Annotated in this window: 19 protein-coding genes and 1 pseudogene; 14 read left to right on the forward strand and 6 right to left on the reverse strand. The window is 64.1% G+C overall.

Annotated elements, in window-relative coordinates; all coding sequences use genetic code 11:
• Positions 1–13: 13 nt before the first annotated feature.
• Positions 14–682, reverse strand: a complete 669-nt coding sequence (locus QPK31_RS16060) for a PhaM family polyhydroxyalkanoate granule multifunctional regulatory protein (RefSeq protein ID WP_290423921.1) — start codon at positions 680–682, stop codon at positions 14–16.
• Positions 683–794: 112 nt separating this feature from the next.
• Here QPK31_RS16060 and QPK31_RS16065 point away from each other — a divergent pair, with 112 nt between their 5' ends.
• Together QPK31_RS16065 and QPK31_RS16070 are read left to right on the forward strand one after the other, a co-directional pair.
• Positions 795–1,904 carry a DUF3108 domain-containing protein gene (locus QPK31_RS16065; protein ID WP_290423922.1) on the forward strand — a complete coding sequence of 370 codons (1,110 nt, stop codon included), beginning with the start codon at positions 795–797 and terminating at the stop codon, positions 1,902–1,904.
• 2 nt (positions 1,905–1,906) lie between these two features.
• Positions 1,907–2,653, forward strand: a complete 747-nt coding sequence (locus QPK31_RS16070; protein WP_290423923.1) for a DUF3108 domain-containing protein — start codon at positions 1,907–1,909, stop codon at positions 2,651–2,653.
• Between the two features lie 44 nt (positions 2,654–2,697).
• Here the strand turns inward: QPK31_RS16070 and QPK31_RS16075 are convergent, their stop codons facing one another.
• Positions 2,698–2,886: a hypothetical protein gene (locus tag QPK31_RS16075; RefSeq protein ID WP_290423924.1), complete on the reverse strand. Its 189-nt coding sequence runs from the start codon at positions 2,884–2,886 to the stop codon at positions 2,698–2,700.
• 379 nt (positions 2,887–3,265) lie between these two features.
• On the opposite strand from QPK31_RS16075, the gene QPK31_RS16080 reads away from it, so the two are divergent.
• Genes QPK31_RS16080 through QPK31_RS16090 form a run of 3 tightly spaced genes read left to right on the forward strand, consistent with a single transcriptional unit; the run spans position 3,266 to position 8,168 of the window.
• A complete protein-coding gene (locus tag QPK31_RS16080; RefSeq protein ID WP_290423925.1) occupies positions 3,266–4,633 on the forward strand; it encodes a hypothetical protein in 1,368 nt (455 codons plus the stop codon).
• On the forward strand, positions 4,626–5,324 hold the full coding sequence (locus tag QPK31_RS16085; protein WP_290423926.1) for a hypothetical protein: 699 nt from the start codon (positions 4,626–4,628) through the stop codon (positions 5,322–5,324). The genes QPK31_RS16080 and QPK31_RS16085 overlap by 8 nt, the downstream gene beginning before the upstream one ends.
• Before the next feature lie 21 nt (positions 5,325–5,345).
• Positions 5,346–8,168 carry an ATP-binding protein gene (locus QPK31_RS16090; protein ID WP_290423927.1) on the forward strand — a complete coding sequence of 941 codons (2,823 nt, stop codon included), beginning with the start codon at positions 5,346–5,348 and terminating at the stop codon, positions 8,166–8,168.
• A 300-nt stretch (positions 8,169–8,468) separates the two neighbouring features.
• Here QPK31_RS16090 and QPK31_RS16095 read toward each other — a convergent pair whose 3' ends face one another.
• On the reverse strand, positions 8,469–8,981 hold the full coding sequence (locus QPK31_RS16095; protein WP_290423928.1) for a hypothetical protein: 513 nt from the start codon (positions 8,979–8,981) through the stop codon (positions 8,469–8,471).
• Between the two features lie 134 nt (positions 8,982–9,115).
• On the opposite strand from QPK31_RS16095, the gene QPK31_RS16100 reads away from it, so the two are divergent.
• Entirely contained in the window at positions 9,116–9,283 is a 168-nt protein-coding gene (locus QPK31_RS16100) for a hypothetical protein (RefSeq protein WP_290423929.1), read from the forward strand.
• Between the two features lie 103 nt (positions 9,284–9,386).
• On the opposite strand, the gene QPK31_RS16105 is transcribed toward QPK31_RS16100, so the two are convergent.
• Together QPK31_RS16105 and QPK31_RS16110 are read right to left on the reverse strand one after the other, a co-directional pair.
• Positions 9,387–13,832, reverse strand: coding sequence for a translocation/assembly module TamB domain-containing protein (locus QPK31_RS16105; RefSeq protein ID WP_290423930.1), 4,446 nt, complete (start codon positions 13,830–13,832; stop codon positions 9,387–9,389).
• Positions 13,832–15,697 carry an autotransporter assembly complex family protein gene (locus QPK31_RS16110; protein ID WP_374045817.1) on the reverse strand — a complete coding sequence of 622 codons (1,866 nt, stop codon included), beginning with the start codon at positions 15,695–15,697 and terminating at the stop codon, positions 13,832–13,834. Before QPK31_RS16110 ends, QPK31_RS16105 begins: the two co-directional genes overlap by 1 nt.
• A 152-nt stretch (positions 15,698–15,849) precedes the next feature.
• On the opposite strand from QPK31_RS16110, the gene queC reads away from it, so the two are divergent.
• Entirely contained in the window at positions 15,850–16,566 is a 717-nt protein-coding gene (gene queC, locus QPK31_RS16115; protein ID WP_290423931.1) for a 7-cyano-7-deazaguanine synthase QueC, read from the forward strand.
• Between the two features lie 251 nt (positions 16,567–16,817).
• Here the strand turns inward: queC and QPK31_RS16120 are convergent, their stop codons facing one another.
• Positions 16,818–17,192: a hypothetical protein gene (locus tag QPK31_RS16120; protein ID WP_290423932.1), complete on the reverse strand. Its 375-nt coding sequence runs from the start codon at positions 17,190–17,192 to the stop codon at positions 16,818–16,820.
• A gap of 694 nt (positions 17,193–17,886) precedes the next feature.
• Here QPK31_RS16120 and QPK31_RS16125 point away from each other — a divergent pair.
• From QPK31_RS16125 to QPK31_RS16155, 7 genes and pseudogenes are all read left to right on the forward strand, one after another.
• Positions 17,887–19,261, forward strand: a pseudogene (locus tag QPK31_RS16125) (IS1182 family transposase); the annotation flags it as partial.
• A 241-nt stretch (positions 19,262–19,502) separates the two neighbouring features.
• Positions 19,503–19,790, forward strand: a complete 288-nt coding sequence (locus tag QPK31_RS16130; RefSeq protein WP_290423933.1) for a hypothetical protein — start codon at positions 19,503–19,505, stop codon at positions 19,788–19,790.
• Positions 19,791–19,877: 87 nt separating this feature from the next.
• Positions 19,878–20,018, forward strand: coding sequence for a hypothetical protein (locus QPK31_RS16135; RefSeq protein WP_290423934.1), 141 nt, complete (start codon positions 19,878–19,880; stop codon positions 20,016–20,018).
• Between the two features lie 380 nt (positions 20,019–20,398).
• Complete coding sequence (locus QPK31_RS16140; RefSeq protein WP_290423935.1) at positions 20,399–20,869, forward strand: hypothetical protein; 471 nt, start codon at positions 20,399–20,401, stop codon at positions 20,867–20,869.
• 165 nt (positions 20,870–21,034) lie between these two features.
• Complete coding sequence (locus QPK31_RS16145) at positions 21,035–21,346, forward strand: antibiotic biosynthesis monooxygenase (RefSeq protein WP_290423936.1); 312 nt, start codon at positions 21,035–21,037, stop codon at positions 21,344–21,346.
• 126 nt (positions 21,347–21,472) lie between these two features.
• A complete protein-coding gene (locus QPK31_RS16150; protein WP_290423937.1) occupies positions 21,473–21,733 on the forward strand; it encodes a hypothetical protein in 261 nt (86 codons plus the stop codon).
• Positions 21,734–21,788: 55 nt separating this feature from the next.
• Positions 21,789–22,289, forward strand: a complete 501-nt coding sequence (locus tag QPK31_RS16155) for a hypothetical protein (protein ID WP_290423938.1) — start codon at positions 21,789–21,791, stop codon at positions 22,287–22,289.
• Positions 22,290–22,292 lie beyond the last annotated feature (3 nt).

Genomic DNA, 22,292 nt, shown 5'->3' on the forward strand with positions numbered 1-22,292 from the left:
ATTCCCGGAAGACTTAACTTTTATCGGCTTTCGTGCGCGTTGTACGGGCGCCCATGTCGGTAGGCTCTTTCACCGGCTGTTCCTTGGCGGCAGGCGCTTCCGGAGCGGCGGCACTGGAAGCGGCGCCGTCGGCCGGCATCGTGCTTGCCACTGCCTGGCGGAATTGTTCCTGCAACAGGTTCCACCACGCGACGGCGGCGGGCATGGCGGATTCGGCTGCGCCGGCCGCGCCGGCCGCTGGTCCTGCAGCTGGTCCGGCGGCCGGGTCCACGCCCGCGCCTGGGGTGTTGGTGCCCGGCTCCGGCGCGCCGCTGGCGGTGAAGAAGGCGGAGAAGGGCGGCAGCGAGGCGGTCTGGTCGCCCGCGTGGCCACTTCCCTGTCCACTGAGTGCCTGGGTCATGCTGTCGCTCATCGCTTTCAGTGCCGCGATGGTGCCACGCTGCACCTCCATGGCCTGGATCGAGGTGCGCAGCATCGACAGGTTGAGGTTGAGCCAGTTTTCCACGGCCTTCAGATCGGTGATCCGTTTATCGAGCTCGTCCGTGGACAGGCCGCCGCCGAGGCTGCCGGCACCCATGCTCGGCATGCCCATGCCCGGCACATTCATGCCGCCCCACAAATTCTTTACGAACTCGAGCGTATCCGTCATGCCAGGCATGGTTTGCGAGGGAGGTTTCAGCATGGTTGGTCTCCGTTGGTTGTCGCGCTAGCGTAGCAGATAAAAACAGCGTGTCCAAGGCCGGCCGCAAGCAGCTGAACAGCAGGCGTGCACCCGGGCGGGTACACTATCGACCATGGGTATCGCTTCCTACATCGCCGGACGGCGCCGCGCGCTGGTGCTGGGCACGCTGATCGTGCTGCTGCATGCGTGGCTGTTCGCCTGGATCGGAGGCTACGCCGGCCTGCCGCGCACGATCGCGCCGCCGGACCTGAAGATGGTGCAGACGCGCCTGCTGTCCGAGCCGGCCCCAACGCCGCCGCCGGACGCCGCGCCGCTGCCGCCGCCGAAGCCCTTGCCGCCACCGCCGCTGCCCGAGCTGCCGCCCGACCCGGCGCCCATTCTCGCCGACGACGCCATCGGTCCGCCGGTGGAACCCGGCACCGGCGGCAGCGGCGAGGGCGCGCCGGCCGCGGGCAAGGGCGCACCCGCGATCGCGGCGGCCACGCCTGCCACCCCGCCGCCCGAGCCCGCACCTGAGCCGGCGCCAGCGCCGCCCGAGCCGCGCCGCTACAAGGTCGACATGCCGCCGCCTGCCAAAATGACGATGGACGTGGCGCGCACCGACAAGGACGGCACCCAATGGAGCGGCGAAGCCCAGCTCGACTGGACCTACCGCGACGACACCTACCACATCAATTTCGAGGCCGGCATCCGCGTGGTGTTCACGCGCGTGAACCTGGCGGTCTTGAGCAGCGACGGCGCGGTGGCGGCGACCGGTTTCGCGCCGATCAAGATGACGGAAAAGCGCCGTGGCCGCGCGCTCACGGCCACCCATTTCGACTGGGGCGGCAACAAGATCAGCTTCTCGGCCTCGCAAAAAAGCTTCCCGCTGGCAGCGGGCGCCCAGGACAAGGCCAGTGTCCCATTGCAACTGGCCGCCATCGCACGCGGGGATGTTGGACAATTGAGCGGCAACATAGACATGCTGGTCGGCGAAGACCGCGAGGCAGTCGTCTTCCGCTTCATCGTGATCGGCCAGGAAGAGATCGACACCAAGCTCGGCAAGATCCAGACCTGGCATCTGGCGCGCCCGCCAAAAGAAGGTTCCTACCGTTCGCGGCTGGACGTCTGGCTGGCGCCGGCGCATGGCTGGTATCCCGTGCGGATTCGCAATACGGAGGCCAACGGTGCAGTGACCACGCAAACAGTGAATAATATCGCTTTGAGCGATACAGGAAAGTAATAATGATAAGCAAGCAAATCATGCGCAGTACGATGACGGGCCTGCTGGCGCTGGGCGCCGCAGCCGCCATTGCCGCCCCCGCCGCTCCAGTCAAGCACGCGGTCGAATTGCCGCCTTCGGCCGACCTGGCCTACGATTTGAACGCCCAGCAGAAAAGCATCGGCCTGAAGGGCGAAGCCCTGATCGCCTGGCGCGCCGGCGACGGCAAGTACGACGTGAATGTCGAGGCGAAAGTGCAGCTGCTCGGCAAGCTGAACGAATACCGCAGCCAGGGCGGGGTCGATGCTTATGGCCTGGCGCCGGACACGTTTACGGAAAAGCGTTACCGCAAGGACGCCACCACCACCACCTTCGTGCGCGACGAGAAGGTGATCAGCTTTACCGGGGTGAAGCTGCCTTACGTCATGAAGGGCGGCGAGCAGGACCGCGCTTCGGTCACCTGGCAGCTGGCCTCGGTGGCGCGCGCGGCCGGTGAAGCGAAGTTCAAGCCGGGCAGCGAATGGACCTTCATCGTGGCCGGGCGGCGCGATGCGGAACCCTGGACCTTCAAGGTCGTCAAGCAGGAAAAGATTCGCACTGGCATGGGCGAACTCGACACCATCCACGTCAAGCGCGAACCGCGCGACAGCCGTGGCGACAGCGTCGAGGTCTGGCTGGCGCCGGCGCAGGAATGGTATCCGGTGAAGATCCGCTTCGAGGACGAGCGCGATACCATCGATCAGACGCTGAAGAGCATTACCAAGAAATAAAAGAGCCGGCGCCGCGCAGGCGCCGGCCCTGGCGTCGGAGACGATCAGTAGTCGTAGCCGCACATGTCGCGCAGACAAGCTGTGCGTTCGGCGGCGCACTCCGCCGTTGGGGTGCCGCCGGCCACGCAGACACGGTAGTCGGATGCGCAGTAGAACTCGCAGCTGGCCAGCGCGGGACTGGCCGCCACGCCCAGGCCGATGGCAAACAGCAAGGTAGCGATTTTTCTGTTCATGCTCTCTCCTCATCAATAATCGACGGTGTTATCGGTGCGAAGCTGCGCCGTCGTCTCGCAGCGGCTGGGGACCGGGAAGGGGCTCAGGCTCCCGCGGTCTTAATCAGCATCAACCTCTGCCATGTGCCTGTCAAACCGGCATGCATATCTATGTATATCTCATAAGAAATAGGCATTCATAAGCTTGTCTTATCATTCGTGCAATCCCCATGGCGTGCCGGATGGGTGTGTCGTTTGTACAAAACCGCGCCGGCGGCCGGGGAATATTGCTGACGATTAAGCTAGCTGAACTGTTATACTGGCGCCCCCCGCGGACACATCTCCCTGCCTTCGTCAGACAAACCGGCAGTACGGTCCGCTTGCGAAACTGGTATCCCACATGATCGACACACAGGCGGCCCTCGCCGCGGAACCCCATGGCATTGCGCAGGACGAGCTAGATCCGCTCCAGGTGCATTTCCAGAACGGCATCGCGCCGGACGAAATCGAGCAGGTTTTCCACCTGAAGAAGGCCCAGCCCATGCTGTCGGCCTTCTCGGCGCTGTTCCACGGCAGCCAGGACGGCGTGCTGGTGCGCCTGCTGGTGCTGCGCGAGCTGGCCGCCGACACTGCCAGCTCGGCCTTTACCCGTGCCGACATCAACCAGAAGCTGGCCTACCTGATCCCGGAAAGCCTGGAAACGGTGCTGAACCGCCTGCGCACCCATGGTCTCCTGGCCTGGGACGCGCCGAGCGCCGTCTACCGCATCACGCCGCTCGCGCGCAACGTGCTGTCCGCGCTCGACACCCTGCTGGCGCTGGGCAAACCCGAGGACGACGAAGCCGAGATGGGCTTCCTGCTGTCCCAGGTGGCCGGCGCCCAGGCGGTCGGCGGCGTAACCGTCGAACAGCTGAAGCACCTGCTGGGCCGCCTGGTCGAACTGACCGAGGAATTCCGCGACGCCATCGCCTCCGGTTCCGAATTCAAGCTGCGCCATTCGCAGGCGAAGTGGCACATGGCCTGCGACTGGGTCGAGAAGGGGTCCGTGATCCTGCGCGCGATCACCTCCGACGAGCGCGCCGATTCGGCCACGCACAAGGCGGCGCAGGCGATCGGCAGGGCACAAAGCGCACTCTTGAACATGCAAGGCATGTTTTCTCGTGCTTTGAACCAGATCGAGCGCCAGCGCGTGCACCTGGGCCAGTCCGGCCTGTCGACCACCGACGTCAAGCGCTGGCTGCTGGCCCACGACGACCTGGCCAGCCTGGCCGAGGGCGCGATCGACCGCCCGGTGGTGCCGCTGTTCGGCACGCCGGCCGAGATGATCGACGTCGCCGAGACCGAACTGCTGGCGGAACGCGCCGTGGTGGTCGGCCAGAAAGGCCTGCCGAGCGGCCAGGATGCGCCGCTGACCATCGACGACAACCCGGCCATGCAGGCCGAACTCGACGACTGGATCAACAAGCTGGCCGATTTCGCCAATCTCGGCAACTTCCCCGAATTCTCGGACGTCGGTCCGAAAAAGGTCGAGCTGCACGAGTCGCTGCTGCCGGCCTCGTTCGCCGTGGCGTCCTATCGCGCGTCCCTGCTGCCGCTGCTGGGCGACGCCGCCGAGGCCAGCCTGCAGGGCGCCACCGCCGAACTGGCGCGCCTGCCGATCAAATTCGAAGCGCGCGACGAGCTGGTCGAGCTGGATGACCCGGAAGTGGCCGCCATGTCCTTTGCAACCCTCTCACTAGATCTCGAAAGCGGCACGCCGAATGAATGACGATGCACAAATCCTGATTGCCCGCCTGCTCACGCACCAGACCCTGCGCCGCGACGACAAGATGGTCAAGCGCGCGCTGTCGGACGAGACCTTCCGCGGCGAAGTCGACAAGCGCCTGCTGGAATCGGGCCTGAAACTGCTCGACAACGTGTATGCCGACCATGTGACGATTGCCCTGCACCGCAACGTGGAGCCGAAGATCTTCGGCGCCAAGGACATCTGGCAGAACAATAACTTCGGCCTGACGCGCGACGGCGTGGCCTTGCTCGTGGTGCTGTGGGCGCAGATCATCCTGCCCAAGCGCGAGCGCCAGGAAACCCACACCCTGGTGGCCGACGACCAGAGCGACATGTTCGACAAGGACGCGCCGATCCCGCGCGCCGAAGACGCCTCGATCGGCATTTCCTACACCGCGCTGCTGTCGGACTTCGGCGACAAGCTGGGCAAGAAGACGCGCATGGACATGAACCTGGGCGTGCTCTCGAAGCTCGGCTTCATCGAGCGCCGCGGCGACGTGATCCTGGAAGGCCCGCTGCTCGACCTGATGATGGACACCGACCTGCTGAAGGAACGCATCATCAACGGCGCGCTGTCCGACGTGTTCAAGCGCGCGCCGCTGGCCGTGGTGCCGCGCAAGGCCGCCGATGCAGCGAATGACGCCGACCTCGACGCCGAATCCCTAGACAATTGAAGCTGAGCGAACTGAGACACCATGTTCCACATTAAATCACTTGAGCTGGTCCACTGGGATTACTGGCAGCGGATCAAGAACATCCCGCTCGACGCCAAGATCATCACCATCGCCGGCCAAAACGGCTCCGGCAAGACCACGCTGCTCGACGCGCTGCGCACCCTGTTCGGGCTGGACTGCTCGATGGGCCGCACCTATAAACACTATGCGCGCCATTCGGGCCAGCAAAGCGCCTGGCTGCGCGCCGTGGTCGACAACAAGCCGGTCGGGCGCCAGCTCTCGAACCGTCCCTTCCGCCACTCGGGCTTCTTCAGCGACGACGAAGTGACCCTGTTCTGCCAGGTGCAGAAGAACGGCGGCGACTGGAAGCGCCAGTACCTGATGCGCCCGGGGAACGTCGAGATCGAGGAAGTGACCGAAGCCACCGACTGGCTCGGCGTGGAAAACTACCGCAAGCGCCTCGCTTCGGCAGGGCTGTCGCCGGCGATGTCGAAGGTGCTGGCCCTGGAGCAGGGCGAGACCGATAAACTGTGCGAATACGCGCCGCGCCAGCTGCTGGACCTGGTGTTCCAGGTCTTCGGCGACAAGGAAGTGCTGGACGCCTACGACGAAGCCAAGCGCCACCAGCGCGACACTGAGACGGAACTGAAGCGCTTCGAGGCGGAGCTGGAAACCTCGCGCATCAACCTGGAAGGACTGCGCCTGCGCGTGGCCAACTTCCACCAGTGGGAAGACCTGAACAAGGAAAAGAGCGCCCTGCGTGAAGAGGTGCTGCCTAGCCTGGAGTACCACGAGGCGCGCGAAAAGGCGGCCGCCATGAGCCGCCACCTGCGCGAGCAGCGCAAACCGATGCTGCAGGCCGACAGCCAGCTGGCCGAGAAACGCCAGGCCCTGGCCGCCCAGCAGCGCGCGCTGACCGAATCGCAGCAGCAGGAAACCCAGCTGGAGGGGGAAGGCACGGCGCTGGCGTCGCGCCTGACCGCGATCAACCAGAAGCTCAAGCCACTCGAGAACCTGCTGGAGCAGAAGGAACGCCTGCAGAAGCTGTCGGCGGAAGCGGGCGCCGACATGGCGGAAGTGGCCTCGCAGCTGGAAGAAAAGGAAGCCGAGCTGGCCCGCCAGCGCGCCGCGCGCGAGTCGGTGTCCGCGAAGATCGCCATCGAGATGCAGACCATCTCGGCCCTGCAGGGCAAGAGCGCGATGCCGGAACCGGAAGCCCAGCGCCAGATGCGCCGCGCCCTGCGCGACGAAGGTATTCCGCACGCCATGCTGTCGGACATCGTCGAAGTGACGGATCCGAAGTGGCAGGGCGCGGTGGAAGGTGTGCTCGGCGGCTACGCCTCGGTGGTGCTGCTGGAGCGCGCCAAGGATGCACCGGCGGCGTACCGCCTGGCGGAGAAGGAGCGCTATCGCCACTTCATCGTTCCGGACTGCGTCGACGCGCCGAAGATGAAGGACGACAGCCTGCTGTCGGTGGTGAATTTCTCGGCCGCTGCGCCGTCGTGGCTGATCGACCAGCTGGCGCGCATCGACCGCGTGGATTCGGTCGATGCCGGCTTCAAGTCGGGCAGCGACGAATGGATCACGCCGGACGCCTACCACCGCGAACGCCGCGGCGGCCGCTCGCTGTATGTCGAGCCGTCGCGCTACCGTTTCGGCGCGGCCGGTAAAACCCAGCGCCTGGAAGCGATCCAGAAGTCCTTGCCGGCGCTGGAAGCGAAGGAAGATGCGCTGACGCTGGCGATCAGCAAGCTGGCCGCCGAAGTGGGCGGCCTGAAGGCGCGCATTGCCGGCGTCGATGCGGCCAAGGAACTGGCGGCGCGCCAGGCCGAGTTCGAGGAAGCCACGCGTTCGATCGCACCGCTGAAGGCCGAGCGCCTGGAAGTGGGCGCGCGCCTGGGCGAGCTGCAGACCCTGACCAAGAACGCGACCGTGGCGCGCACCCGTGCCGACACCGTGTGGCAGAACGCGCGCATGGCCTTGTCGGAAGCGGAAGCGGGCCTGCGCCTGAACCACCGCCGCCAGATCGAGCAGCGCGCCGAGCACGCCAAGGCCTTGCTGGGCATGCGCCGCGAGTGGCGCGCGATTCCGGCCAACTGGAAGAACCCGGCACGCCGTGCGGCCCTTGTGGCCCAGCACCAGAATGCGCACCAGGTGAATCTGCGCCTGTCGTCGCTGGAACACGCGCTGGCGCGCGACGACTGGGAGCTGGACGCCACCGTCATCGACCAGTATGCGCGTTTGAACGAGCAGCTGTCGGGCCGCCAGACGGAGACCGAGGAACGCCGCTACCAGAACAACCGCGCCATCGAAGCCACCGGCAACGCGCGCGGCGCCTACATCGAGCGTTTGCGCTATACCATCAAGACCTACTCGAAGAACATCAAGGAGCTGGGCGAACTGGCCGGCATCGACGTCCAGGCCGACCCGGTGCGCCTGGAAAACGACGACGTCCAGCTGGCCCAGGCCGGCCTGCACGTGCGCTTCAAGTTCGACGGCAAGGACCAGATCGGCATGAACGACGGCGAGGCCTCGGGTGGCCAGCAGGTGATGAAGTCGCTGGTGCTCTTGATTGGCCTGCTCAAGTCGGAAGAGGGCTCGGGCGGCTTTGTGTTCATCGACGAACCGTTTGCGCACCTGGATATCCGCAACATCCAGCTGGTGGGCGAGTTCCTGAAGAACACCGATGCGCAGTATTTGATGACCACGCCGCTGACGCACAACACCGACGTGTACGACCCTTCGGAATTGACGCTCATCACGAGCAAGAAGAAGAAGGACACGCAGTGGGCGCAGCCGATTTTCGTGCTGCAGCGGCGGAAGGAAGAGGCGCAAGCCGCCTAAGCGAAGGGGCCCGGATGGGCCCCTTTTTTATTGGTGAAAACCCGGTGGCGTTACCGGTATGCCCTTGGTACGTTGGCGGTGTTCGCCATGTTCGATTAAAACGCCGGTCCGTGTGTGCGAATTTCCGCGTGGGCACGGGGTGCCCACCTTACTTGAGTCACCGCTAACGTGCTTTTCGTAGGGTGGGCTCTCGAGCCCACGCGGTGATGAGCATCGCACCACGGAACCCATGCGAACATCTACGTTCAACAATGTTCACGCAGCCGCACAAAACAGCAAGCACGCGGTCCAACCAAGCAATCAATCCAGCTCGATCGCCTTGCGCAGCTTGCGCCGCCACACCAGCAGCCCCACCGAATAGGCCAGGAAATAAGCCCCGGTCAGCCCCACGCACAGCATGCTCAGCGGGCTGTCGGTGAAGCGCTGCGCCGTCGCCCCCGACCCCTGAAGCGTATACAGCTCCACGCCGATATAGAGAATGCGCGCCACCAGCACCATCGCCATCACGATCCCGAGGCGCATCGGCGGGGTGAAGTAATACCCGTCCGGGCCATCCTCGTAACGCGTGCGGCGCAGTGCGAACACGCCCCAGAACGCGCCCAGCGCCGCACCCGCCGCCAGTGCCGCCAGTTCCATCGGCCGCGCCAGTACCTGGGCCAGCGGCACCAGCACCAGCCCCCCGAACACCAGCACGCCCGTGTAGTGGCGCGACATGATCGAGCGCTGGCGCGCCATCTGCGTTTTCAGGCGCGCATAGATGCGCCAGACGAGGATGGGCGTCAGGGCGAGCAGGGCGAGGGTGGTGATGTTCATCGTGGAAGAGTTGGCTGCCGGTTGAGTCGATGCCGGCATTGTAAACGAGGGCAACGGCGCATGCCGCCAGCGGGACGGCGGCAGCGAACGGCACATGCTAAGGTAATGACATCATTATCCAGGAGAACCCGACCATGATCCCAGCCCCGCCAGTGCCGCTGCGCCTGCACCGTGCACCCGACCCGGTACCCGTCGAAGAGCCGCTGCAAGAACCTTTCGACGCACCGCATCCGCACCACACGCCGGTCCACACGCCCCAGAACGAGGACCCGGTCCCCGATCCGAAGCCGAGCATTCACTAAGGCCTTGAGCGCCTGATACGCCTCCAGGGCAAGGCGCATCGGCGAAGACAGTACGAATGTACGGCGAGCCGATGCAACGCCGCCATGGAGGTGTATCAGGCGCTCAATCGAAGGCCCACGCATACAGCACGTCCAGTGCCGTATTCGTCCCCGTCTGGAACTGCAGCGTCCAGCGCGGGTTGAGTTTATAGCGCAGGCGCACCAGGCTCGACGCCGTGGTCGCGCCCTGCTCGAAGCTCAGGTAGGCGCGCGAGGAAATCCGCTTGCCGACCGTGACCACCGTATTCGCCAGACCCTCGGCGTCGCCGTTGCGGCCCTGGCCGACGCCCAGTTCATCCACGCCCAGCGAATTCGCCAGCTTCGAGGTGATGCCGCCGGTGCCGCCTTTGCCGCCCAGCAGGGCGCCGGCCGCCGCGCTCAGCACGTCCTTCTCGTTGCCGCTCGTGCCTTCCATGCCGTGGCCCAGCACCAGCCAGGACAGCTTCTCGGAATCCGGCACCGACGGCGTCGACACCAGTTTCGCCACCGGCGCCTGCGCCGTGCCGGTGACCTGCACGCCGGCTTCGACGTTCGTCTCGCTCAGCTGCGTGCCTTCCGGCTGCTTGCGCACGGCCAGCACGTCGAGCGATGGATTGTCGTAGCGGCCGTTGAAGGTCAGCACGCCGCGGTCGATGGTCAGCTTCTGGCCGTAGGCCGCATACTGGCCGCTGGCCACGCGGATGGTGCCATTCACGCGCGGGTCGCTGTTGCCGACCATGCGCACGCGCGCGCTGCCGGCCAGGTAGGCGTCGATGCCCAGGCCGCGCAGGTGGAAGTCGTCGCCCAGGTCGGCTGCCAGGTTGATCGTGAGCGGCATCTCCGCTTCCTTCTTCTGCGGCGCGGCCGGTGCGCCGCGGCCCAGCACGATCACGTCCTCGGAGATGGTCGGACGGCCTTGCGGCGCGAATTCGATCAGGGCGCGGTCGGCCTTGAAGCGGCCATCCAGCGCAAAGCGCTGGGCGTCGCGCACCAGGTTCGCTTCGCCGGAGACGATCACCGTGCGGTCCGGACGCGACAGGGCTTCGAGCTTGTTCGCCACCAGGCGCAGCTGGATCGCGCCATCCGTACCGAAGCGCACCGAGCCGTCGGCCGTGGCATTGCCCTGCACGCCTTCGAGGTAGAGGCGTTGCAGCACCAGGCGGTCGCCTTCCAGCTGCGAACGCAGCTGGCCGTTACGCAAACGCACGCCCTGTTCCGGCCAGCGCACGGCGAGGGCGTCGCCGTTCACGGTGCCGTTCAGCGAGGGCGTGCCGATGGTGCCGCCGGCCGTCAGATTGGCCTTCAGGCTGCCGTCGAGTTCCAGGTCGCGCTGGCCGGCCAGCGGCGCCAGCCAGGCAATCGACGCCATGTCGGCGACGGCCGTCATGCGCAGCGGGCTGTCCTGGTCGACGCGGCCATTCAGCATCTGTACGGTGCCGTCGACGCGCGCGGAGCCGGTGCGGGTGCCGTCCAGCGCCACTTGCGTGCGCAGCGAGCTGCCCTGCACGTCCGCACGCAAATCCAGCGTACGCAGGCCCAGGGCCACCGGCACGTCGGCGCCGACAAGCGCGTCGCCGCCCTCGCGGAACACGTGCACGCCGCCGGCCAGGGCAGGGGCGGCCTTACCGCCGGCCACGCGCATGTCGAGCGACCAGTCGGCGCCGAGGGTCAGGTTACCCTGCACGTTTTCGCGCAACGCCGGCGAGAACTGGGCGATGTAATTCAGCGGCACGCCGGCTGCGGCGCCACGGCTGTTCCAGCGCGGGCCCTGCTTGGTGAGCGAGGCAATGTTGACGGTGCCGGTCGGCAGCTTGATCACGGCGCCATTGAAGGCCAGCGATTCGGGCGAGGCCAGGCCGGCCACGCCGGCGCCGGGCGCCACGCCGATTTTCAATGGTACCGGCTGGGCCAGGGTCATCGCATAGCGGCCCTTGTTTTGCAGCGTCGCCAGGGTGCCGTTCCAGGCATTGCCGCTCCAGCCGCCGCGCACTTCGACCAGGGCGTCGAAGTCGTCGCTGCGGCCGGCCGCGCGCAGGGTGTGCGACGCGCGCGTGCCGCTCGTTTGCAAACTGGCGGCGGCGATGCGGGTGTCGCCATTCGCGTAATCGAGCACCTGGATGTCGCTGACCAGCGGGTCGGCGCCGCCCCGGCCCGAGCCGAGATTGGCGCTGGCGCGCAGCGAGCGCACCGTGTGAGTGCCGAGGAACTTCAGGTTCTGGCCTTCCAGCGCGGCCGTGAGCGAGGGCGTTTCCATGGTGCCGGTCAGGGTGCCGTTGCCGCGCAGGGCGCCGCCGAAGTCGGGGCCCAAGGCGGCCAGCTGGCCGGCGTCGATGCGCCAGTCGAGCTGGTCGCGGCCGGCGCCGAAGCTGCCCTTTGCCGCGATCACGTTCGGACCGACGTGCAAATCGACGTCGGTGTTCGAGATGTGGCGGCGGTCGGCGTTCAGGCGCGCATAGCCCCAGAACGGCGACTTCGACAGGGTCGAGTCTTCGACTTTCAGGTCGAGGGCGCCGCGCCAGTCGGCGCCGGAGCGGCCGCTGGCGGCAAAGCTGCCGTTGATGCTGCCCGGGAGCGGGCTGCCAAAGGCGGCCGGGTTGAAGCGGCTCATGTTACCGTTGGCCTTGACCTCGACGAAGCGCGCATCCTCGCCGCCGGCGAGCCAGGCTTCGCCGGTGACGTGCAGCTTGCCGTCGTTGGCCTTGCGCTGGGCCGCGACCCAGCCCAGGCCATTCGCATCGACTTCAAAGGTGGTGCGCGGCGCCTGCATGGTGCCGGTGACGACGCCGCTGGCATTCACGGCGCCGTACAAATCGGCGCGCAGGGCGGCCAGCTGGCGGCCATCGAGGCGCCAGTTGAGTTTTTCGCCGGGGGCGCCGAATGCGCCGTTCAGGTCGACCTTGTTCTGGCCGAGGGCGACGGTCGCGTCGACGCCGCTCACGTGTTTCGCATCGGCGGCCAGCTTGCCGCGGCCGGACAGCGGCTGGTCGAACAGGCGGCTCGGACGCATGGCGAAGTCGGCGTTCACCTTCCACTCGGGCGCGAGGACGCCGGCGGCGTTGATGTCGGCGTTCAGGTCGGCCTGGGGATAATCGCCCAGCGCGGCGGGGTTGAAGCGGCTGGCGTTGGCTTTGACATTGAATGCCTTGTCGTCGGCCAGCTTGGCGTTGCCGGTGACGGTGATCACGCCCTTGCCGGCCAGGAGGCGCGCTTCCTCGATGTCGACGACGTTGTCTTCGAGCTTGGCGCGCGCGGCCAGGCGCAGGCCGGCGTCGACCAGGTTCAGGTTCAGCGACTGCACGTTGCCGGCGTTCGCCACGGCGATGTCGCCAGCGATTTTGGTCGGCTTCATGCTGCCGTGGATCTGCTTCAAATCCAGGCGGTCGGTGTGCAGGGCGAAGTTGGCGGTGCCGATGCCCTCTTCATCTTCGCCGCGCTGTACGCTGCCGCTGCCGGTAAAGCTGCCGGCGCCGCCCAGGTCGACGAGGACGTCGCTGATCTTCATCGCCTCCAGGTTGCCGCCCAGCTGGCCGCGCATCGCGCGCAGCGGCAGGCGTTGCTGGTCGATCGTGCCTGTTGCGCCGTCGTTCACCAGGTTCACGCTGCCGGAGATGTTGCGCTTGTCGTCCAGGCTGGCCTTGACCACCAGGTTCAGGTCGGCCGTCGGCAGCTCGGGGTTGAAGAAGCCGGGGTCGATGTTCTTCGCGTTCAGGTCCATGCTGCGCAGCGGGATCTCGGCGAAGGGAGAGAGGGCGATGCGCGCCTGGCCGCCGGCGCGGCCGGCCGAACCGGAGGCGTCGAGCTGGGTCAGGTTCAGGTCGCCGCCGGCGTGCAGTTTCAGTTGCGCCGGCGTGGCGCCGCCGGTCGGCGTGCCGCTCAGGCTGGCGTTGGCATCGAGCTTGAACGGACGCTGGGCGCCGATACTGCCGTTCGCCGCCAGCTGGCCCCAGGGCGTGGTGGCCACTGCGTCGCTGAGCTGCCATTTCACCTTGTCGCCGTGCAGGCGCAGGCGGATGTTCGAGATTTCGGTGTTGCCGCCCTTGCTCACAAAAGTGGCTTTCGTCAGGCGCGCGTCGTCGAGCGCGATCTTGAATGGCGCTTCGAGGGTCGTTGGCATGGTGGTCGGCTCTTCCGACTCGCGCAGGGTTTCCATGCGCAGGTCGGCCGCGTGGAGCCGGGTGATCTCGATGCCGCGCGAGAGCAGCTGGCGCGGCGACCAGTCGATGTCGATGTTCGTGGCGATGGCCAGTTGCTCGTCGGTGCGCCAGACCAGGCGGTCGATGTGCATGGCGCCATAGATCGAGCCGCGGATGCCGGTCATGGTGAGCTTGCCGTCGGTGGCGCGCGCGGCGCGCTCGGCGATCATCTGCAGCGTGGTCTCGCGGCCCAGGTACCAGGCCGCGCTGCCGACCAGCACGCCGGTGACCACGAGGCCGATGGCGACGCGGCGCGGCCAGCGCCGCGCTTTCGGTGGCTGCGGTGCCTGCGGCGGTGTTTGCGCAGGCGAAGTGGGGTTGTTGTCGACGCTGTCCATCAGAAGGTAAATCCAAGTGAGAAGTGCAGGCGCGCCTTTTTGACGGCGTGGCCATAGGCGACGTCGACGTTGATCGGGCCGACCGGGCTGCGCCAGCGCGCGCCCACGCCGTAGCCGGACTTCGGATTGAGGTCGCTGAACTTGTCGCCGGCATTGCCGGCATCGTAGAACACGGCCACGCCCCATGGTGGGCGGAACCAGTACTGGTACTCGACGCCCGCGGTGAGCAGGTAGCGGCCGCCGACGATGGCGTTACCTTCCTGCACGCCCAATTGCTGGTAGCCGTAGCCGCGCACCGACTGGTCGCCGCCGGCACGGAACAGGAAGCTGCTCGGCACGCCCTCTTTGTCTTTCGAGAAGACCGCACCGGCTTCGCCGCGCAGGATCAGGGTGCCGGTCTCGCCGACCGGGCGGTAGTACACGCCGCGCGTATAGCCGCGGATGAATTTTTCGTCGGTCAGCAGCGGCAGCGGCGCAATGCCCACCTGCCAGTTGAGCGCATAGCCGCGCGTCGGCTGCAGCAGGTTGTCGAGCTTGCGGCGCGTGACGTTATAGGTAAGCGGAATGCTCTTGCTGTAGTTGGTGTCGATACCCGCGACTTCGCGCTTCTCGGCCAGCACCTCGAGCGTCAGGCTGCGTTCGAGTTCCGGCGTGCCCCAGGCGCGGCGCGCGGCCACGCTGGCGGTGGTGGTGATTTCGCCGCGCACGTCCTCGCGCTCGACGCCGCCGCCGACGCTGTCGTTGTAGCCGTCGGGCGTGGTCGGCCAGAAGAAATCGACGCGCGCGCTCTGGCGCTTCTGTTCGTAGATGAGGTCGCTCTTCATGCGCTTGCCGAACACGTTCAGGTCGTCGTAGCCGACCTGGGCGCGGCCGCCGGTGTCGGTGGAAAAGCCGAGGCCGACTTCGACGTTCTTCTGCTTGTTTTCGGTGACGCGCACCAGCACCGGCAGCACGGTCGGGCCTGGAGTAGGGGGCTTGACGCCGGTGGCGGCCTGGCCGGGGACGGCGGGTGCGTTCGGATCGGCCTGCGCGGTGGCAGCCGCGGCCGGCGCATCCGTGTCGTCGTCGTCCTTCATTTCCTGGATCTCGGCATTCAGCACGGCGCGCATGTCGGCGCTCACTTCGACCGTGGAGAAGTAGCCGGTTTCCTGCAGGCGCGATTGCAGCGCCTGCAGCGCCGTTTCGCTGTATTCGTCGCCCGGCTTGATCTTGTTCAGGTTGGTGATCACCGTGGACGGATAGCGCTTCAGGCCGCGGATGCGCAGCTCGCCGAAACGCATTTCCGGGCCGCTGTCCATGACCACGCGCAGCGAGGCCTTGCGGGTTTCCGGGTCGACGGTGGCGCTGGTTTCCACCAGCTGGGCACGCGGGAAGCGCGACTGCACGACTTCGCGCAGCAAATCGCGCTTGGCGCCTTCCCAGTCGGCCTGGCGGAAGCGGGCGCCGACGGGCAGCGACCAGCGGTTGCGCAGGGCAGCGGCGTCGTAGGGGGCGCCGCCCTGTTCGAAGGGCACGAAACCTTGCAGCACCAGATCGATGTCGCTCACCAGGGTCGGTTCGCCGGGTTCGACGATCACGCGCGCCACCGGCGTGCCGCCGCTGGTATCGAGTCCGGCCGAGACCTGCGGCGAGTAATAGCCTTCGGTGGCGATCAGGGCTTTCGCCTGCTCGGGCGCTTCCTTCACCAAGCGCTGCAGTTGTTCGAGGTCGACGCGCGCATTGCCGCGCCAGCGCAACAGGTCGAGGTTATCCTCGAGCAAGTCGTCAAGCTGGCGCGGCGCATCGATGCGCACGTTGTAGTTGATGCCCTTGGTATCCTGGGCAGTGGCGGCCTGGGCGCCCAGCACGGCATACACGGACAGCACGATTTGTGCCAAAATCCGCAATCGCCGTGGCGCCGCTACGGTCCGCTCGGATGGTGCGAGGACCATGTCTCTCCATTCAGTGTCAATGCTGAGGTCATCTTAACGGAATTGCAAAAATGCTGGCGAACGATTAACTTCCCGGATTACCACACATGCTGCCTCCCGATACCGCCCTTGTACTCTTCAGTGGCGGGCAAGATTCCACTACCTGCCTGGCCTGGGCGCTGCAACGTTACGAACGCGTCGAGACCATCGGCTTCGACTATGGCCAGCGCCACGCCATCGAGCTGGCCGTGCGCCCCAGCGTGCTGGACAAGATGCGTGCGCTCTCGCCGGAGTGGAATGCACGGCTGGGCGAAGACCACATGATCGATTTGTCGCTGATCGGCAAGATTTCCGATACCGCGCTGACCAGCAATGTGGCCATCGAAATGCAGGCGAATGGCTTGCCGAATACCTTCGTGCCGGGCCGTAACCTGATGTTCATGATGGTGGCGGCCACCGTCGCTTACCGTCGCGGCCTGAACGTGCTGGTGGGCGGCATGTGCGAGACCGATTTCTCGGGCTATCCGGATTGCCGCGACGATACGATGAAGGCCTTGCAGGTGGCGCTGAACCTGGGCATGGCCACGCGCACCAAGGTCGAGACGCCGCTGATGTGGATCGACAAGAAGCAGACCTGGGAACTGGCCGAGCAGGCCGGCGGCGAGGCGCTGGTGGACCTGGTGCGCTTCGAAACCCACACCTGCTACCTGGGCGAACGCGGCGCGCGCCACGACTGGGGCTATGGCTGCGGCACTTGCCCGGCCTGCGCGCTGCGGGCGCGGGGGTATGAGCAGTACGCGGCGGAGAAGGCGTCGCGCGGATAAGCGTAGGGTGGACCGGGCCACGAGAGGCGGCTGTGCCGTCCACGCGTTCAACCTCCTGCAAGCATCGCAGCACAGTTCTTGTAGGGTGGGCACTTGTGCCCACGCTGTTTGACCGGTTGATGGAATGCGCCGTCGAATTAATCATTGCGCATGCGAACCTTCATTTGCATGCGCAACCATATATCCACCGCCGTACCGCGTGGACAGTGGTGCTGGCTAGATGCCAGCACCACACATGTCCACCCTACAAGTCACACCGCCTGTGCATGCACCACGCGGTTCTTGCGCGAGCGCTGCACCAGGTACCAGACCAGCACCAGCGCCAGCAGCGGCAGCATGAAGGGCACGATGGCCGCGGCCACCGCCACGCCCGCCACGCCCAGCGCCGCCAGCAGCACCACGCCGACGCCGGCGAACACCACCGCCAGCACCACGCCCACCACGACCGCCACCACCACGCCGAGGATCGCCCCACCGGCCCCGAACAGCAGCGCCAGCGCGGCGCCGACCGGGCCGTCGACCGTGTCGCCGTCGATGTGGAAGGTGGCATCGTCAAAGCTGAACAGCAGGTCCCAGAGCAGTAGCGCGCACAGGATCAGGACGAGGTAGGGGACGATTTTTTTCATGGTGTTCTCCTTGTTGGGTCAGGGGGTATGGGCTGACTGTAGGCGCATGCAGTCAGGCGTGCGAGCAGGCTGCGACAAACGGCAGGTTCGGCGGGCCGGAGTGCAGGAAAGGACGACGAACGTGTGTGATTGATCGACTGCTCTTCAAGAGCGGCTGACAAGCCTCTTGTTTCTCCAGAAGCAACAATCGCGTACACTGAGCCGTTCTAGGTGTCCGCTATCGGCCAAGAGCGGCTATTTGTCAGCTCGCGAATTTATCTTGAACAGTTAAGAATGTGGAACTTCGATCAACCTCTAAATTGCGCGACAATCGTGTCCAGATCCATCGTTAATGACGGCCACCCAATTCTTCTCGTTACACATGATGAAGATGACCATGGGTGGCAATTCCTCGATGGTTCGAATCCGCCGACTGAAGCCCTTATGGTGTGCCTAAGTCATGCGGTGGATCTGGATCCTTCCGTGAGCCAGCTTGCTGATCTTCCTCCGGGATGGCTTGCCTGGCGCGAAAGCGTAGAAGGCCCTTGGCTTCGTCAACAGAACGACGCTGACAATGAGGATTGAGGTAAGCGTGCCTGCTCACCTGCCACAATTCAATGTCTGCAATGGGTCCAGGTTGTGTAAAAACGTAGGCCGATGTAAACGGAACCGATTTGGTAAACGTTGAGGAAGTATCTCATCACTGGGGTGCCAAATGAAGCGCTTTATCGAAGGCGAAGATCGCGGACAAGGAACACTGCTTCCTGAACTCCTGGATGACTACGTGAGTGGGGACAACCCGGTTCGTGTGGTCGATGTATTTGTTGAAGAACTTGATCTTGGCAGCCTCGGATTTGGGCGAATGCAACCGGCCAAGACAGGGCGACCGGCTTATCATCCGGCCGTACTGCTCAAGCTCTACATTTACGGCTACCTCAATCGTATTCAATCGAGCCGGCGGCTTGAGCGAGAGGCCCAGCGCAACGTTGAGCTGATGTGGCTTACCGGACGCTTGGCACCTGACTTCAAGACGATTGCGAACTTCCGAAAAGATAACGGCAAGGCCATCGGTAAGGTCTGCCGTCAGTTCGTCGTGCTGTGCCAGCAGCTGGATCTGTTTTCGGATGCAGTTGTTGCGATCGACGGCAGCAAATTCAAGGCCGTCAACAGCAGTGATCGCAATTTTACCGATGCAAAACTCAAGCGCAGGATGGCGGAGATCGAAGCCAATATCGGTCGCTATCTGGCAGAACTCGATACCGCTGACCGGCAGGAACCAGCTACTGCACAGTCGAAAAGCGTTCGTCTCAACGATAAGATCGCAGCGATGAAATCTCAAATGGCAACGCTCAAGGAAATCGAAGCGAAGCTGATAGAGACTGGCGAAACGCAGATATCGCTTACTGACCCGGACTCGCGCTCGGTGATGACGCGCGGTTCGGGAATTGTTGGCTACAACGTGCGGGCCGCAGGCGACGCCAAGCATCATTTGATCGTCGAGCATGAGGTGACTAATAACGGCAGCGACCGCGACCAATTGTCAGGCATGGCCAAGAAAGCCCGTGCTGCAATCGGCACGACGACACTGACAGCAATTGCCGATCGCGGCTACTTCAAAGGTGAGGAAATCCTGGCCTGTCATGAAGCAGGCATCTCTGTCTTGGTACCTCCTACGAAAACCTCGGGTGCCAAGGCCGACGGTCGATTCGACAAGGCCGACTTCATTTACGACCCAGTAAAGAACGAGTATCGTTGTCCTGCAGGCGAATCCCTGATATGGCGTTTCTCAAGCGTCGAAAAAGGCATGAAGCTGAATCGATACTGGAGCTCGAACTGCAAGAGTTGCCACCTCAAGGATAAATGCACACCGAGTACGCAACGACGGGTGTCCCGCTGGGAACATCAGGACGTGCTCGACGAGATGCAGATGCGCCTTGAGCAGAATCCCGATGCCATGCGAATTCGGCGTTCCTCGGTTGAAAGGATTGGAGCGCGTCGCAACCGAGATGAGCTTGCACGTGCTCGCCTATAATTTCCGGAGATTGATAGCGGTGCTCGGTATCAGCGGCATGCTGGCTGCAATCCGGGCCTATGCCCGGTTTCTGCGGCGCTTTGGCCTGCTTTGGAGGCTTTGGCTGCTCGGGCGGCCTAAATATCGCGCAGAGGTCACGGGGTGCCACAGCCCTTCCTGGCACTCCGCAATTAAACCGATTTCTTGCTGAAGCTGGATCTGCCGCTCAATTTCACGTTTTTACACAGCCTGGGTCGAAAGCGGACGCTACAATACGTCTGCAACCGGCCAGAAGCGGACGCAGAAGAACAAGGAAACCAATGATTTATCTCGACTGTTCCGACGTGCATTTTGGTTCGCAGCTGGACGAGAAACATCTCTTTGAGTGGGCGACGGAGATTCCTGGTGTCCTTCGGCGGGAACAGGATACCTTGATAGTCAGAACGAACCTATCGCAGGCGTCCCTTAGAGACCTGTTAGCATTGTTCAGTCGCTATCAAATACCGATGGCTCAACTTGCACAGTTCCGAACGACTAGGAACGAAGACTGGTTTGCCGCACCGCAGATGTATTGGCACAGTCGCGTGTTTGGTAAGGCTGCCCGCTAACAGCGTAACTGCCCAAGGTCCGCAATGGGTCGGGTCCGGTCTGTCGCAGACTGGCAGGGATCGGCCGGTAGCGGCCATAAGGAACATATGGAAACGCTGGACAGTTTGCTGGACAAAACATACGAAGACGCAACTTTTCATGATGCAGAACTGTTGTCGTTTGCCGTCGATTTTGTGCGAGCAACTGCGACGCTCGAGTTCGACATCCAGTGCCGGGCAACCGCGTGAGACCAACAGTTCTCTCTGCAGCGGGGAACGGTTGAGTTTTCTGGGCTATGTTTTTGCTCGATTGAGCCAGCAATCTGCCAAACCAGGCCAACAGGCGACTCTTCTTTGTGGATCACGTCAAATGGCTCACTGCCCGACGAACGACTGGAGATAAGCAAGATTGTACCCAGCGTTCTACCTTCTGGTGCCTTTGTGCATTATCTGTATTCGAATTCAACGAACAGCTTCCTTGTCATCGGCGCCACAATCGCGACATTCAGTTGGAAGCGCGGTGATACGGGTTGTCGTTGAGGGGCCGCGTCTGCTTTGGGTCGAAAGCAGACGCTACAATACGTCTGCAATCGGCCAACAGCGGACCTTGCAATACAAGCAGAGATTACATGAAACCCTCCCTAGCAAGTTTTGCCCAATATTTCCGCATTGGCTTAGAAGTTGGACTCTGTGAGGCGGAGGAAGCCATGGAGTGGGCCATATCGGTCATAGATCAAATGGATGAGCCGCCGGGAGAGGTGATTGAAGTCTCATGGCGCAAGCCGCTTGCACACGCCATCTCTGATCTCAATGAGGTTGAGGGTGAACCGGAAATGGCCCTTGTCTGCCGATGGCTACTGGGGCGCATTTCGATGACGCTGGACTCCACGAACGATTCCCTGGGCGGAGCGATCCGGCAAGCAATGAGAGTCGCTCGTGCCACGGGCGACGCTGAGCTCTATCATATTTTCGATACAATCGAAGACGAACTTTATCTCGCTGAAAATGAGACGTATGGGACGGTTGCTGAATGCAGAAAAGATTTCGATAAGGCGTTGAAGGAAAATGGAGCGCCTCCGTTCTCGCTTCATTTGATTTGACGACCTTCCGCTTTGGGTCGATAGCTGACGCTACAATAGATCCGCAATCGGCCAGAAGCAGTCCTTTGCGACTGTAACGTAGCAAAGCCGTGCTGCCTCAACGACCAGCAGTAAGCTGGTATCCCCCTTGCGACCAGAAGAGGTCGGCCAATCCGACAGGATGTCATGCATGCGATTTACTTTAAATGGAAAGTAGCTTCTGACCGTGAGCGTGAGTTCGAGCAGGCCTGGCGCGAACTCACCGAACTGATACGCGATGAGCGCGGCGGCCTGGGGTCGCGTCTGCACCATTGCGCCGACGGCCACTATTTTGCCTACGCCCAATGGCCGTCCGAACTCGTCTGGTCTACACAAGCCGAGTCCACTGTACGCATGGTCGAGCTGCGCAACCGGATGCGCGAATGCGCTGAACTGATAGAGGGGCCAGTTCGGGGCGACGTTGTTGGCGACCTCCTGGTTCGGGCAACTCCCGAGTAGGAAACAGATTGGCAATAGCATGCATGGGAGCGCGTGACCGTTTGCCAGGCGCCTTAAGTCTTTTGACCTTGCATTGCGCCGCTCGCCGCCTATACTGACAGCCTGCTTTTGTTGTAGGAAGGCTTTATGCATCCTGTCAGCACCATGATGAACTCGCCGCACCGCCAGCCTTGGGCGGGTGGGGGACCGAAGGGGCCGCCATCGGCGCCGCCTACCATCCCGCCCATCATCATCAACCCTTTCAATCGGGAAGCGCCGCGCCAGCCGAACATCGATCCGCTGCGCACGCCCTTGCCGCCGCCAATCCGCCCGCCCCGCTTGCCCGGCTTCCGCCTGCATGCCGAGGCCGCGTCCGGCAAGTGCGATCGGCCACACCCGCTCGCCTGATTTCCTCTATGATCTTGCTTTGGGCGCGAGCCCGGCAAGATGGAAGCAGCGAGCAATGAATGACGATGTAAACGACCTGGAAACGGGTGACGACGACGCGCTGGTGCAAGAGCCGCGCCTGTGGCAAGGCAACGGCTGGACCGCCAAGGTGATCAAGAACGAAGACGACGAAGGCTGGGCGGTCGCCATGTACAAGGATGGCGAGCGCGAGCCGGCGCTGGTCGGTCCCTGGACCATGGGCCGCGACAAGAAGAACCCGAAGCCGCTCGACGTCAATGCCTTCAACACGCTGATCAAGACGGCCTCGGAAGTCATCCGCCGCCACGAGCAGCATTTGCACGCGATGCTGCATAAAAGCACCGTGGTCTCGACCGAGCAGGGCGAGCTGAAGGTGACGCTCGACATCGTGCCCGACGATGACGACCCCTACGCGATGCTGGCCGCCACCGACGAGATGGGCGAGGAAGTGGCCAAGGTGCGCGTGGCGCCGACCTTCAAGCTGACCCCGGCCTCGGCCCTGGCCTGGATCGAAAACGACTTTCGCGCCCCGCGCTGAGTC

It is taken from the genome of Massilia sp. YIM B02769 (assembly GCF_030411995.1).
In the GTDB taxonomy this organism is placed as follows: Bacteria; Pseudomonadota; Gammaproteobacteria; order Burkholderiales; family Burkholderiaceae_D; genus Telluria.